Annotated in this window: 13 protein-coding genes and 5 tRNA genes; 16 read left to right on the top strand and 2 right to left on the bottom strand. The window is 39.3% G+C overall.

All coding sequences use genetic code 11. The annotated features are described in order from the left end of the window. Positions 1-23: 23 nt before the first annotated feature. The 5 genes from AC5SLP_RS01365 to AC5SLP_RS01385 all read left to right on the top strand — a co-directional run bounded on the left by AC5SLP_RS01365 (position 24) and on the right by AC5SLP_RS01385 (position 7,176). Positions 24-926 (top strand): branched-chain amino acid ABC transporter permease, encoded by a 903-nt coding sequence (locus AC5SLP_RS01365; RefSeq protein ID WP_495253344.1) that lies wholly within the window; start codon positions 24-26, stop codon positions 924-926. After that, entirely contained in the window at positions 923-1,873 is a 951-nt protein-coding gene (locus AC5SLP_RS01370; RefSeq protein ID WP_495253345.1) for a branched-chain amino acid ABC transporter permease, read from the top strand. The genes AC5SLP_RS01365 and AC5SLP_RS01370 overlap by 4 nt, the downstream gene beginning before the upstream one ends. After that, entirely contained in the window at positions 1,870-2,652 is a 783-nt protein-coding gene (locus tag AC5SLP_RS01375) for an ABC transporter ATP-binding protein (RefSeq protein ID WP_495253346.1), read from the top strand. The genes AC5SLP_RS01370 and AC5SLP_RS01375 overlap by 4 nt, the downstream gene beginning before the upstream one ends. Then, the gene (locus AC5SLP_RS01380; RefSeq protein WP_495253347.1) at positions 2,645-3,361 is read left to right on the top strand and encodes an ABC transporter ATP-binding protein; all 717 of its coding nucleotides are present in this window, start codon (positions 2,645-2,647) and stop codon (positions 3,359-3,361) included. Before AC5SLP_RS01375 ends, AC5SLP_RS01380 begins: the two co-directional genes overlap by 8 nt. 218 nt (positions 3,362-3,579) lie before the next feature. After that, positions 3,580-7,176: a proline dehydrogenase family protein gene (locus AC5SLP_RS01385; protein WP_495253348.1), complete on the top strand. Its 3,597-nt coding sequence runs from the start codon at positions 3,580-3,582 to the stop codon at positions 7,174-7,176. Between the two features lie 115 nt (positions 7,177-7,291). Here AC5SLP_RS01385 and AC5SLP_RS01390 read toward each other — a convergent pair whose 3' ends face one another. Continuing rightward, positions 7,292-7,513: a hypothetical protein gene (locus AC5SLP_RS01390; protein WP_495253349.1), complete on the bottom strand. Its 222-nt coding sequence runs from the start codon at positions 7,511-7,513 to the stop codon at positions 7,292-7,294. 56 nt (positions 7,514-7,569) lie between these two features. Then, positions 7,570-8,313, bottom strand: a complete 744-nt coding sequence (locus AC5SLP_RS01395; RefSeq protein WP_495253350.1) for a YaaA family protein — start codon at positions 8,311-8,313, stop codon at positions 7,570-7,572. A gap of 117 nt (positions 8,314-8,430) precedes the next feature. Between AC5SLP_RS01395 and AC5SLP_RS01400 the strand changes: the two genes are divergently transcribed. The 11 genes from AC5SLP_RS01400 to rplA all read left to right on the top strand — a co-directional run bounded on the left by AC5SLP_RS01400 (position 8,431) and on the right by rplA (position 12,470). After that, positions 8,431-8,506, top strand: a tRNA-Thr gene (locus AC5SLP_RS01400). A 53-nt stretch (positions 8,507-8,559) separates the two neighbouring features. Next, positions 8,560-8,644: transfer RNA gene (locus tag AC5SLP_RS01405), tRNA-Tyr, on the top strand. Between the two features lie 3 nt (positions 8,645-8,647). Further along, positions 8,648-8,724, top strand: a tRNA-Gly gene (locus AC5SLP_RS01410). A gap of 143 nt (positions 8,725-8,867) precedes the next feature. Beyond that, positions 8,868-8,942 (top strand) — tRNA-Thr (locus tag AC5SLP_RS01415). A gap of 71 nt (positions 8,943-9,013) precedes the next feature. Beyond that, on the top strand, positions 9,014-10,213 hold the full coding sequence (tuf, locus tag AC5SLP_RS01420) for an elongation factor Tu (protein ID WP_495253351.1): 1,200 nt from the start codon (positions 9,014-9,016) through the stop codon (positions 10,211-10,213). Between the two features lie 51 nt (positions 10,214-10,264). Then, the gene (rpmG, locus tag AC5SLP_RS01425; protein ID WP_495253352.1) at positions 10,265-10,423 is read left to right on the top strand and encodes a 50S ribosomal protein L33; all 159 of its coding nucleotides are present in this window, start codon (positions 10,265-10,267) and stop codon (positions 10,421-10,423) included. Positions 10,424-10,451: 28 nt separating this feature from the next. Next, positions 10,452-10,527, top strand: a tRNA-Trp gene (locus AC5SLP_RS01430). 17 nt (positions 10,528-10,544) lie between these two features. Further along, positions 10,545-10,724, top strand: a complete 180-nt coding sequence (gene secE, locus AC5SLP_RS01435; protein ID WP_041956442.1) for a preprotein translocase subunit SecE — start codon at positions 10,545-10,547, stop codon at positions 10,722-10,724. A gap of 9 nt (positions 10,725-10,733) precedes the next feature. Continuing rightward, a complete protein-coding gene (gene nusG, locus AC5SLP_RS01440) occupies positions 10,734-11,264 on the top strand; it encodes a transcription termination/antitermination protein NusG (RefSeq protein WP_495253353.1) in 531 nt (176 codons plus the stop codon). 16 nt (positions 11,265-11,280) lie between these two features. Further along, positions 11,281-11,706 (top strand): 50S ribosomal protein L11, encoded by a 426-nt coding sequence (gene rplK / locus AC5SLP_RS01445; RefSeq protein ID WP_495253354.1) that lies wholly within the window; start codon positions 11,281-11,283, stop codon positions 11,704-11,706. Positions 11,707-11,765: 59 nt separating this feature from the next. Continuing rightward, positions 11,766-12,470 carry a 50S ribosomal protein L1 gene (gene rplA / locus AC5SLP_RS01450; RefSeq protein WP_495253355.1) on the top strand — a complete coding sequence of 235 codons (705 nt, stop codon included), beginning with the start codon at positions 11,766-11,768 and terminating at the stop codon, positions 12,468-12,470. Positions 12,471-12,566 lie beyond the last annotated feature (96 nt).

Raw genomic sequence — 12,566 nt, forward strand, 5'->3', positions numbered from 1 at the left:
TCACAAAGGATAAAGTAAAGCCCATGGATATTTTCCTTCAACAAATGGTCAATGGTTTGACTATCGGAAGTTTGTATGCATTGGTCGCTTTAGGTTATACGATGGTCTACGGGGTGATGAGGTTAATTAACTTCGCCCACGGAGACCTCGTTGCCTTTTCGGCTTTTGTAGGACTCAGTGTGTATTCACAGATTTTTGGAGAGAGTGTTACTTCACTTGTCGCCGTCATAACCGTGTTCGTTTTTACAGCAGCAATTGTTGCTTTTGTAGGTGTTCTTCTTGAACGTCTTGCATACAGACCTTTACGAACAGCACCTAGACTTAGCGCGGTGGTATCAGCATTGGGTGCAGGACTTGTCATTCAAAACTCCGTGATGCTCATTTGGGGACCCAATATGAAAATATTTCCCTCAGACTTGTTCCCTTCAACATTGTGGACCGTGGGAGGTGTTGTGATTACCTTTACGCAAGTGATGATTTTAGGGCTCTCTTCTTTATTAATGATAGGGCTTTATTTCTTTATCAATCAAACAAAAATTGGTACAGCCATACGTGCCGTTGCCATTGACCAAGATGCTGCAAAATTGATGGGAATTAATGTCAATCGTATCATTATGATTATTTTCATCATTGGCTCAAGCCTCGGTGCCGTTGCAGGACTGTTTATTGGCGCTTATTATCGCGGTATCACTTTTGATATGGGTTGGATGTATGGACTGAATGCCTTTGTTGCTGCTATTATGGGTGGTATTGGTAATATTCCAGGTGCGATGCTTGGAGGTTTGTTATTGGGACTTTTTAATGCACTTATTACGGGGTATATCTCGACACAGTGGGCGGAAACTTTTACGTTTGTGCTTTTAATTGTCATTTTAGTGTTCCGACCAACGGGAATCCTCGGTGAAAAAGTAGCGGAGAAAGTATGATGAATAAAACAAGCATTATAGCCATTGCGCTACTGGTTTTTATGGGGTTTTATCCGCTGTTTGTTGATTCTGCGTGGTTAGCCATCGGTACGACGTTCTTGGTATTTTCCGTCGTTGCTCTTTCGCAAGACATCATCTTAGGACGTGCGGGTGTTTTTCATATGGGACATGCCATGTTCTTCGGTTTGGGTGCCTATACGACAGCCATTATGAATGTGCATTTTGGTCTTCCTATTCTTGCTTCATGGGCGCCGGCGGTTTTGATTCCTATGTTTTTTGCGTTTATCCTTGCTGCCCCCATTATTCATCTAAGAGGTGATTATCTTTTGGTTGCGACCATTGGATTTAATATCATCTTCATTCAAGTCTTGGAAAACGATGTTTTCGGACTCACAGGCGGTCCAAATGGAATTTTTGGTATCGATGTGGTGAAAGTATTTGGGTACGAGTTTGTAACGCAAACCCATATGTATTATATGGCGTTTATTCTTTTAGGTATCACGCTTTTTATTATGCGCAATTTAGATAGAAGTAAATTTGGGCGCGCGATGTTTTACATTCATAAAGATGAAATCGCGGCACAAAGCATGGGAATTAGTATTCGCTACTATAAACTCTATGCGTTTATTATCGGTGCAGGTATCGCTGGGGCGGCAGGTAGTATGTTCTCGGTTCAATACTCCGCCGTGAGTCCTGAAGCGTTTAATGTCACACAATCCATTATGTTCTTTACTATTGTCCTCGTAGGTGGCTCGGCTTCTCTGCCGGGTGTTTTAATCGGAACATTTGTGATGTTTGTATTGCCTGAAATGTTCAGAGAGTTTGAAACAGCACGTTATTTGGTCTTTGGTGTGGCGATGATTTTGACGATGATTCTAAGACCTCGCGGTATTTGGCCTGTTAAGTTTGGCAATATCCCAAACTTCCTTAAAAAGGAGGTCAAATGAGCGAGTATATCTTAGAGATTAAAAATGTGAGTAAGTTATTTCAAGGATTGGTTGCTATTAATGACCTCTCAATGAAAGTCAAAAAAGGGCAAATTTATGGCATTATCGGACCAAACGGTGCAGGCAAAACGACACTGTTTAACTGTATTACAGGGATTTATACGCCTGAAATCGGTCAAATCCTCTGGAAGGGAAAAGAGATTAAAGGTGTCAGTCCTTATAAAATTGCAGAGCTTGGCATCTTGCGTACCTTTCAAACAATTCGCCTTTTTGCTGAGATGAGTGTTGCCGAAAACATTATGTCAGGACGCCATATCAAATCAAAACAGCGATGGTATAACGGCATTATTCCTACACCTGCGTATTATAAAGATGAAAAAGAAAATTGGGAAAAAGTCGGAGAGTTGATGGCATTTTTCAATTTGTCTCAATATGCAACGACTCCAGCGGGTGACCTCTCGTATGGAATTCAAAGGCGCATCGAGATGGCGCGTGCTTTAGCGGCGGAACCAGAGCTACTTATTTTGGATGAACCCGCGGCAGGTTTAAATGAAAATGAGACGTTAGAGCTCACACAAACCATACGCAAAATTCAAGCGATGGGTGTGACTATCATGATGATTGAGCACGATATGGAGATGGTAATGAGTCTTTCTGAGTACATTACCGTTATCAATTTTGGTGCGAAGATCAGTGAAGGTGTGCCATCCTTTGTTCAAGATGACCCTGTGGTTGTTGAAGCGTATATTGGTAGCGATGAGGATGACGAAGATGAGTGAAAAATTATTGGAAATTAAAAATTTACATGTCAATTATGGCGCCATTGAAGCGATTAAAGGCATTGACTTGTATGTCAATAAAGGCGAAGTCGTCACCATTTTGGGTGCTAATGGTGCAGGTAAAACGACAACCCTTCGTACCATCAGCGGTCTTTTAAAATCCGTATCGGGAAGTATTTTTTTCGATGGCAAAGAGATTACGCAGGTTCCCGCGCATGAAATCGTAGGTCTTGGAATGAGCCATTCTCCTGAAGGCCGTCGTGTTTTTGGAACACTCAGCGTTGAGGAAAACTTGATGATGGGTGCGTATAGTCTTAAAAAATACGATGCAAAAACACTTGAATGGATTTATGAGATTTTACCCAGACTCAAAGAGCGACACAAACAACTTGCAGGAACCCTAAGCGGTGGCGAACAGCAGATGTTAGCCATTGGAAGGGCTATTATGAGTAAGCCAAAACTGTTGATTTTAGATGAACCTAGTCTTGGACTGGCGCCTGTTTTGGTGAAAGTTATTTTTAAAGCGATTAAACAAATCAGCCAATCCGGCGTGACGGTTTTATTGGTAGAGCAAAACGCAAAGGCCGCTTTAAAACTTGCCAATCGTGGTTATGTATTGGAGCTTGGAAAGATTACTCATACAGGAAGCAGTGAAGAGCTTTTAAATTCTGAAGTGATTCAAGAGGCCTATTTAGGTAAGAAAAAGTAGATTTACATGTAAAACCGTTTGCCTTTTGGCAGGCGGTTTTTTTTGCCCAATTTTTATATTACAAAAAAAGTACTACTTTTAGTACTACTAAATATAAAAAAGTGCCAGAGGTGCGCGGGCACTCCGTCGAGGAGAACTCAGCGATAGCGTAACTTTTAGAGCTTTGCTTTAAAAGTGTAATAACTTTAAAAATACAATAATCCGCTAAAGGAGCGAAAATGCAACAACATACCGAAGTGATGAATCGAGCGATTAAGCTTGCTGAAACATGGCAAAACCGTGCAACAGAACTTGTCAGTGAATTTGACCGCAAGTTTCATATTAAAATGAATAAGATGCTTAGCCATCCAAAAGACAAAGTCTTTTTAATTGAGCTTATGGATCAGAGTTTTAGAAGCAGCAATCCTGCTCGTGTCGCTAATCAAATAGAGTATCTTTTCTCCAAATACGAAATGGCATCATTTTTTACTTCAAGTGAGCGATTTTTGGTCTTTTTATTTCTCAATGCAGGTATCTATTTGCCTCAAATTTCCGTACCTCTTTTTGTTAAAAACGTACGCGAAGATACAAAAACCGTTGTTTTAAAAGGCGAAGATGATATGCTCAATGCCCATCTTGAAAAACGCCACAAAGAGGGAACACGCGTTAATATCAATCTAATCGGCGAAATTGTTCTCGGTGAAGATGAAGCGGAAGAGCGCATCGAAAAATATCTGAAAGTCCTTGAAAATCCGAATATTGATTATATTTCCATCAAAATTTCGACGATTTTTTCTCAAATCAACGCACTTTCATTTGAAGACACGATTGAAGAGTTAGTGAAACGACTTACACGTATTTATGCACAAGCAAAAAAATACAGTTTCGTGAATGCCAAAGGTGAAAAAGAGAATAAATTTATTAACCTCGATATGGAGGAGTACCGTGATTTGGCATTGACGTTTATGGCGTTTACCAAAACATTGGAACAAGAAGAGTTTAAAGATTTCCGTGCCGGTATCGTTCTTCAAGCGTACCTCCCCGATTCTCATTTATGGCAACAAAAACTTGTTGAATGGGCGAAAAAGAGAGTTGAAAGCGGTGGAGCGCCTATTAAGATGCGTTTGGTGAAGGGTGCGAATATGGAGATGGAAGAGACAGAATCTGCGCTTCGCCATTGGGAAATGGTAACCTTTACTCAAAAAGTGGACACCGATAGTAACTATAAAATCATGGCTGAATACGCTTTACGCCCTGAAAATGCTCCGTATGTCAATATCGGCATGGCATCACACAACCTTTTTGAACACGCATATGGGTATGAATTGGCACGTGAATATGGCACGAGTGAGTATTTTAGTATGGAAATGTTAGAAGGCATGAGTGAATCTGCCCGTCTTGCTATTAAAGAACTCAGCGGCGAGATTATCTTGTATGCCCCAACCGCGAAAAAAGAACAGTTTACCAATGCTATAGGCTATTTAGTACGAAGACTTGATGAAAATACGGGTGTCGATAATTTTATACGTTACTCTTTTGGATTAAAAACAGGTACGCCAGAGTGGGAAGCACAAAAACAAAAATTTATCGCTTCCTTTGAAAATGCAGAGCATATTGTCATAGGTCCTAAACGTAAACAAAATCGTTTGGAAGAAAAATGGGATGATTATGAAGGTGGGACCTATTATACGGGTAAGTATCATGGCGAAGCTGATACCGATTTCATTTTACCTGCCAATAAAGAGTGGGCGAAAGAGATTCGCGCACGTTGGATGAAAAAAGCAGAGGATGATGTTCGTGTCGTTCCTGTGGTTGTCGGTGGCGAAGAGATTGTTCAAAGAGATGTCAAAGAGGTCATCGATAAATCTCAACTAAAAGAAGGCGTTATTTGCGGAAAATTTGCACTAGCAACCAAAGAAGATTTAGAAAAAGCGGTTGAAGTTGCCGATGCCGATAAGGATGGATGGAGAGCGTTAAGCACGGCAGAGCGTCAAAAAATTCTTTGTGGCGTGGCAAATGAAGTGCGTAAAAAAAGAGGAGACCTTATCGGTGTAGCGGCGGCAGAAGTTGGTAAAGTATTTGGTGAAACCGACGTAGAAGTCAGTGAAGCAATTGACTTTTTGGAATTTTACGGTTATGCCGCGCGCTATTTTGATGATTATAAAAACATTACATGTAAAGGCAAAGGCGTAGGTGTTATCACCCCTCCATGGAACTTCCCGATAGCTATTCCTGTTGGCGGTATTACCGCCGCCTTAGCCGCAGGCAATTGTGTGATTATAAAACCCGCAAGTGCGGCAGCCCTTTGTGCTTATGAGCTATGCCAATGTTTTTGGAATGCAGGTATTAGTAAAAACACACTCCAATATGTCCCTTGTTCTGGAAGTTTGGCAGGAGAGTATTTGATTAAAAATGAAAAAGTAGATTTTGTTATCTTAACAGGTGGTGAAGAGACCGCTTATAAAATGCTCGAAACACGTCCAAATCTCTTTTTAAGCGCTGAAACAGGTGGTAAAGATGCAACCATTGTAACTGCCATGAGTGACCGTGACCAAGCGATTAAAAATGTGATTCATTCTGCTTTCTCAAACAGCGGTCAAAAATGTTCTGCGACATCACTGTTGGTTTTGGAAGAAGAGGTGTATAACGATCCGCACTTTAAAAAAGGGTTAATTGACGCTGCTAAAAGTTTACATGTTGGTTCTGTATGGGATTTTAAAAACCGACTGGGAACGCTTGCAAACAAAGTGGATGGGGCACTAAAACATGCGCTAGAAACATTAGAAGCAGGAGAGAGTTGGGCATTGGCGCCAACGTACAGTGAAGAGAATGAGTATATGTTAAAGCCGGCAATTAAATGGGGTGTGAAAGAGGGTAGCTTTTGCCATATGAATGAGCTGTTTGGGCCTGTACTCTCCGTCATGTGTGCGAAAGATTTGAAACATGCTATTGAGATTGTTAATGCGACAGGATATGGCTTAACGTCAGGGATTGAATCGCTAGATGAACGAGAAGTGGCATATTGGAGAAAACATCTCAAAGCAGGCAATCTGTATATCAACCGTGGAACAACGGGCGCAATTGTCCTTCGCCAGCCTTTTGGTGGTATGGGAAAATCTGCTATCGGTGCGGGTCGAAAAGCAGGTGTGCATAACTATGTGACGCTGTTTATGGATATTGAGGATGCTGGGACACCGCGTGTGAATCATAGCGTCAAACATGCATTTATCTCTTTAATCAATGAATGGTTAGAAATGAGCCATCAAGGAACGCATGCACTCTTTAAAGAGTCATTTGAAAAACTTTCCATGGCGGTGGCAAGTTATCTTGAAAATTATGAAGAAGTCTTTAGTAAAGAGAAAGATTTTGCTAATGTCAGAGGTGAGGACAATATTTTCAAATATTTACCTCTGAAAAAAATTGCTTTGCGTGTTAATCAAGACGATACACTCTTTGATGTTCTGAGTCGCATTATGGCTGCAAAAATTGCTAAAGTCGCTTTACATGTCAGTATTGCCGCGGATATTGAAAGCAATGTGGTTTCATTTATTTATGAAAACAAAGAACATCTTTTATCACAAGAGGATGTTTTGGTACGTGAAAGTGAAGCTGCTTTTACTCAATGTTTTAAAGACGTCCAAAAAATCATCTATGCCAATGAAGCGTTGATAACAGCAAACGTATTTGAAGCAGCAGCTAAAAGTGCAACATTTATTGAGCGTTCCAAACCGTTGATGGAAGGACGTTTAGAATTGTTACATTATTTTATGGAGCAAAGTATTTCACACAGCTACCACCGTTATGGCAACCTTGGTGCACGAGGAATTAAAAAATAAGAAAGAAGTGGGCATTCCGTTGAAGAGAAAGCGAAGGCTTTGAAGCTTTGCTTTGATGGTGTGTCCAAGAGCTTTGGTGTCGTGTAATTAGGGGCGAATACTATCGCCCCAAAGATTATTTAAGTTTTTCGATAATAGCTTGATTAAGATTGAGTTTCTCTTTGTTAAGAGCAACGCCTTCAGCATTTTTAGCAATGCTTTCTTTATTTTTATTAATCTCTTCACGATTAAGCTCAATAAGACGTGTGAGTTCGTTCACTCTTTGTTCGTATTTGTTGATAAGGTAATAGATGACATAAACAAGTACACCAATCACAATCCATTGTAAAATATCCATGAGCGCTTCCTTTGTGTTTATAGATTTTAGGCTTATTGTATCTTTTTTAATCTAAATCAATCAATAATTTCATAGACGTATTCGTGTTTTAGGTTCTTATGTAGAATTTCAACAATTTTAAGCCCCTTAAAACAAATTTTTTGAAGCTCAACTTCATCTCGTGGCATTTGCTGTGCTAAATGGCGCAAAACATTGCCGCGGTAAGCTTTGGCAAAGTGGCTTACTACTTTGCTATTTTTAAGAAACTTCATTGAAATAGTAGGGACTTTAGGGGTATAAAACTTTTCATAAAAACCCGCACGTAGATCAATGAGCGTGTCATTGCCTATCCAATCATCAATGGCATTGCTAAAATGGGTTTTATAAAAATTTTCTGGTTTAAAGCCTTGGAGACTTTCGCCTTGTTGCAATTTATATTCTGGAATAAAATCACCTGCTAAAAGTGGGCCAAAAAGATTGGAAAAGATCATCACATTGTTTTCTATAAAGTGTTTTGCATGAGGCGTGAGTGAAGCGTAATCTAGATGGTCATACGCAATACCGCTATAGCGTTCAATGACTTTACATGTAAAAGATGAAAAGATGTTTTCATCTAAATAGGGTTTTACTTTAGCGCTATCTTTGAAGCCAAATAATTTTGAAAGAACCACGGGGTCTTTTTCGTCTAAAATGTGCTGATAGTGCCTTAAAACTTCTGAGCGTTTTTCAAAAAGTTTTGGGAAAATAAAGCTACGAGATGTAATCGAAGAAGCATCTTTTAATGTTGTTTTTGTCTCACTGGGTGAAAAAAGAATTTTCATATAAACCCTTCATAGAAGAAAATTGAGAACTATTTTAGCAAACTTGTGTAAAATACGGTTGAAAAGTATTGACTTTGGAATTCTTTTAAGATATACTTTCACCTCACAATCAAGGATGCTGGTGTAGCTCAGTTGGTAGAGCAACTGCCTTGTAAGCAGTAGGTCGGCGGTTCGACTCCGTTCACCAGCTCCATTTTTATATTGTGAAAGACAGTGTTTGACCAGAAATGAAAATGGTATAGATACGGTGAGATACTCAAGTGGCCAACGAGGGCAGACTGTAAATCTGCTGACTATGTCTTCGAAGGTTCGAATCCTTCTCTCACCACCATTTGCGGGAGTAGCTCAGTTGGCTAGAGCATTAGCCTTCCAAGCTGGGGGTCGCGGGTTCGAGTCCCGTCTCCCGCTCCAACGATTTTATTATATAAACTGGGAGCTGTTGAATTTTTTCTGCTTAAATGCACTACAGAACAAGTTCAGTAGTCTTACTTTTATCAATTAAAATCAAATCGTTACTATTTTTAGGTACAATGTCGGTTCCCCTTTTGTAGTCGGCTCATATGGCTCAGGGGTAGAGCACTTCCTTGGTAAGGAAGAGGTCGAGGGTTCAAGTCCCTCTATGAGCTCCATCACCAAAAAGTTTTTGAAACTTTAAAATTGAAAATGTACTAAAAAACACAAACTCATTACGGAGGAAAAAATGGCAAAAGAAAAGTTCTCTAGAACCAAGCCACACGTTAACATCGGAACTATTGGTCACGTTGATCATGGTAAAACTACGCTTACAGCTGCAATCTCAGCAGTTTTAGCGACAAAAGGTCTTTGTGAATTTAAAGATTATGATGGTATTGATAACGCCCCTGAAGAGAGAGAGCGTGGTATTACCATTGCAACTTCACACATTGAATATGAAACAGAAAATCGTCACTATGCTCACGTAGACTGCCCAGGCCACGCCGACTATGTTAAAAACATGATTACAGGTGCTGCTCAAATGGACGGTGCGATTCTTGTTGTTTCTGCAGCAGATGGTCCTATGCCACAAACGCGTGAGCATATCCTCCTTTCTCGCCAAGTAGGTGTTCCATATATCGTTGTTTTCATGAACAAAGCAGATATGGTTGATGATGAAGAACTTCTTGAGCTTGTTGAAATGGAAATTAGAGAACTTCTTAGTTCATATGATTTCCCAGGTGACGATACTCCAATCGTAGCTGGTTCAGCGCTTAAAGCACTTGAAGAAGCAAAAGCTGGCACTGTTGGACCATGGGGTGAGAAAATTCTTGCACTTATGGCTGAAGTTGATGCTTATATCCCTACTCCAATTCGTGAAACAGATAAAGACTTCTTGATGCCAATCGAAGACGTATTCTCTATTTCAGGTCGTGGTACCGTTGTTACAGGTAAAATCGAAAGAGGTGCTGTAAAAATTGGTGAGACTATCGAAATCGTAGGTATCAAAGATACAAAAACTACAACTGTAACTGGTGTTGAAATGTTCCGTAAAGAGATGGAGCGTGGTGAAGCTGGTGATAACTGTGGTATTCTACTCCGTGGTATCAAAAAAGAAGAAGTTGAGCGTGGTATGGTTCTTTGTAAACCAAAATCAATCACTCCACACACTGACTTTGAAGCTGAAATCTATGTTCTTTCAAAAGAAGAGGGTGGTAGACATACTCCATTCTTTAATAACTATAGACCACAATTTTATGTACGTACAACAGACGTAACAGGTTCTATCACATTACCAGAAGGTACTGAGATGGTTATGCCTGGTGATAACGTAAAAATTAAAGTAGCACTTATTGCTCCAATCGCTCTTGAAGAGGGTACACGTTTTGCGATCCGTGAGGGCGGTAGAACAGTTGGTGCGGGTGTTGTTTCAACAATCATCAAGTAATTTTAACATGTAAGGGTTTTCCCTTACATGTAATTTAGTCAAGGAAATATTATGACCGTTAAATTCGGACTAAAATGTAGTGAATGTGGTGATATCAATTACACTACAACCAAAAATAGTAAGACAGTTACTGAGAAAGTCGAACTCAGTAAATATTGTCCAAGATTGAAAAAACATACCGTTCACAAAGAAGTGAAATTAAAAAGTTAAGTCGATTTTTTGACTTAACTTTACATGTAGGGTAGTAGCTCCAACGGTAGAGCGTCGGTCTCCAAAACCGCAGGTTGGGGGTTCGAGTCCCTCCTACCCTGCCACTAGTCGAGGTAATGCAATGGAAAAATTAAGAGCTTATTATCATCATTCTAAAGCTGAATTGTCAAAGGTTATATTTCCAATTAAAGAGCAGATTCGAAATGCTTTCATTTCTGTTTTTGTTGTTGTAACCGTCATTTCACTTTTTTTAGCATTGATTGACGCGATTATGTCTTTTTCTTTGTCCTCTTTAATTTAAGGAGAAAGAATGGCACATAAATGGTATGCAATTCAAACTTATGCTGGGAGTGAGCAAGCAGTTAAAAAAGCGATTATTAATCTTGTCAACGATCATGGTATTGCTGATAAGTTGGAACAAATTCTTGTCCCAACGGAAGATGTAATCGAAGTTAAGAATGGTAAAAAAAAGATTAGTGAGAGAAGTCTTTATCCTGGTTATGCTTTTGCAAAACTGGATTTAGATACAGCACTGTGGCATCTTATTCAATCATTGCCAAAAGTCGGAAGATTTATCGGTGAGGCAAAAAATCCTACACCTTTAATGGAAAAAGACATTGCACTGATTTTAGAAAAAGCCGAGAAAAAAGGTGCGCCAAAACCAAAAATATTCTTCGAAACAGGAGAAAGTGTCAGGATTACAGAAGGTCCTTTCGCAAACTTCACAGGTTCTGTTGAAGAGTACGATATGGTTCATGGCAAACTCACACTCAATGTTTCAATCTTTGGTAGAAGTACACCTGTTGAGATTCTCTATTCTCAAGTTGAAAAAATAGTTTAAGCGTAAAGGAAAAGAAATGGCAAAAAAAGTCATTGGCGAAATTAAATTGCAAATTGAAGCTGCTAAAGCAAACCCATCACCTCCAGTTGGTCCAGCTTTGGGTCAAAGAGGCGTTAATATTATGGAGTTTTGTAAAGCTTTTAATGAAAAAACAAAAGATTTAGCAGGTTATAGAATTCCTGTTGTAATCACTGTATATGCAGACAAAAGTTTTACATTTGTTACAAAACAACCACCTGCAACTGATCTTATTAAAAAAGCAGCAGGTCTTAAAAGTGGTTCAAGCAACCCTTTGAAAAATAAAGTTGGAACTCTCACAAAAGCTCAAATCCTTGAGATTGTTGAGAAAAAAATTGCTGACCTTAATACAACGGATCGTGAGCAAGCAGCAAAAATTATTGCAGGCTCTGCAAGAAGTATCGGTATTAACGTCGTCGATTAATTTCCACCCTTTACCGTCAGGGTTAATGAAGGCGGAAGCAAAATTATGCGGAGATAAAAATGGCAAAAAAAGTAAATAAACGTTTTCAAGAGCTTTTAAAAAAAGTTGATAAAGAAAAAAAATACTCAGTTGATGAAGCCCTAGCAAATATTAAAAACCTAGCTTCAGCAAAATTTGACGAAACAATCGAAATCGCACTTAAACTTAACGTTGATCCAAGACATGCAGATCAAATGGTAAGAGGTTCAGTTGTTTTACCAGCGGGTACAGGTAAAACAGTTCGCGTTGCTGTTATTGCAAAAGACGAAAAAGCAGATGAAGCAAAAGCTGCTGGTGCTGATATCGTTGGTAGTGATGATTTGATTGAAGAGATTCAAGCAGGCCGTATCAATTTTGATGTTCTTATCGCAACGCCAAACATGATGGGACTTGTGGGTAAAGTAGGTCGTATTCTTGGACCAAAAGGTATTATGCCAAACCCAAAAACAGGTACTGTAACAATGGATGTAGCAAAAGCTGTTGAAAACAATAAGGGTGGTCAAGTTAATTTCCGTGTTGATAAACAAGGAAATATCCATGCTGGTATTGGTAAAATTAGTTTTTCAGAAACACAAATTCGCGAAAACTTTGAAGCATTTGTTAAAGCAATTAATAAACATAAACCTTCTGCTTCAAAAGGTAAATATATTAAAAGTGCGGCTCTTTCATTAACAATGAGCCCATCAATGAATCTAGAAAACCAAGAGTTAATCGACCTTAGATAACTCTTTTATTTTATAAAGAAACTATGTAAATCTTTGATTGGAGAGAGTAGAGGCGCAAGCTTAATTTGAGACATCTCAGCTCTACTTGAAATCACC

Source organism: Sulfurospirillum sp. E15m (genome assembly GCF_059415145.1).

Bases quoted from the DNA above. Each gene is read 5' to 3' on its own strand.
- AC5SLP_RS01395 (WP_495253350.1), bottom strand. From the start codon at position 8,313: ATGAAAATTCTTTTTTCACCCAGTGAGACAAAAACAACATTAAAAGAT.
- AC5SLP_RS01375 (WP_495253346.1), top strand. From the start codon at position 1,870: ATGAGCGAGTATATCTTAGAGATTAAAAATGTGAGTAAGTTATTTCAA.
- secE (WP_041956442.1), top strand. From the start codon at position 10,545: ATGGAAAAATTAAGAGCTTATTATCATCATTCTAAAGCTGAATTGTCA.
- rpmG (WP_495253352.1), top strand. From the start codon at position 10,265: ATGACCGTTAAATTCGGACTAAAATGTAGTGAATGTGGTGATATCAAT.
- AC5SLP_RS01370 (WP_495253345.1), top strand. From the start codon at position 923: ATGATGAATAAAACAAGCATTATAGCCATTGCGCTACTGGTTTTTATG.
- AC5SLP_RS01365 (WP_495253344.1), top strand. From the start codon at position 24: ATGGATATTTTCCTTCAACAAATGGTCAATGGTTTGACTATCGGAAGT.
- AC5SLP_RS01385 (WP_495253348.1), top strand. From the start codon at position 3,580: ATGCAACAACATACCGAAGTGATGAATCGAGCGATTAAGCTTGCTGAA.
- nusG (WP_495253353.1), top strand. From the start codon at position 10,734: ATGGCACATAAATGGTATGCAATTCAAACTTATGCTGGGAGTGAGCAA.
- AC5SLP_RS01390 (WP_495253349.1), bottom strand. From the start codon at position 7,513: ATGGATATTTTACAATGGATTGTGATTGGTGTACTTGTTTATGTCATC.
- rplA (WP_495253355.1), top strand. From the start codon at position 11,766: ATGGCAAAAAAAGTAAATAAACGTTTTCAAGAGCTTTTAAAAAAAGTT.
- tuf (WP_495253351.1), top strand. From the start codon at position 9,014: ATGGCAAAAGAAAAGTTCTCTAGAACCAAGCCACACGTTAACATCGGA.
- rplK (WP_495253354.1), top strand. From the start codon at position 11,281: ATGGCAAAAAAAGTCATTGGCGAAATTAAATTGCAAATTGAAGCTGCT.
- AC5SLP_RS01380 (WP_495253347.1), top strand. From the start codon at position 2,645: ATGAGTGAAAAATTATTGGAAATTAAAAATTTACATGTCAATTATGGC.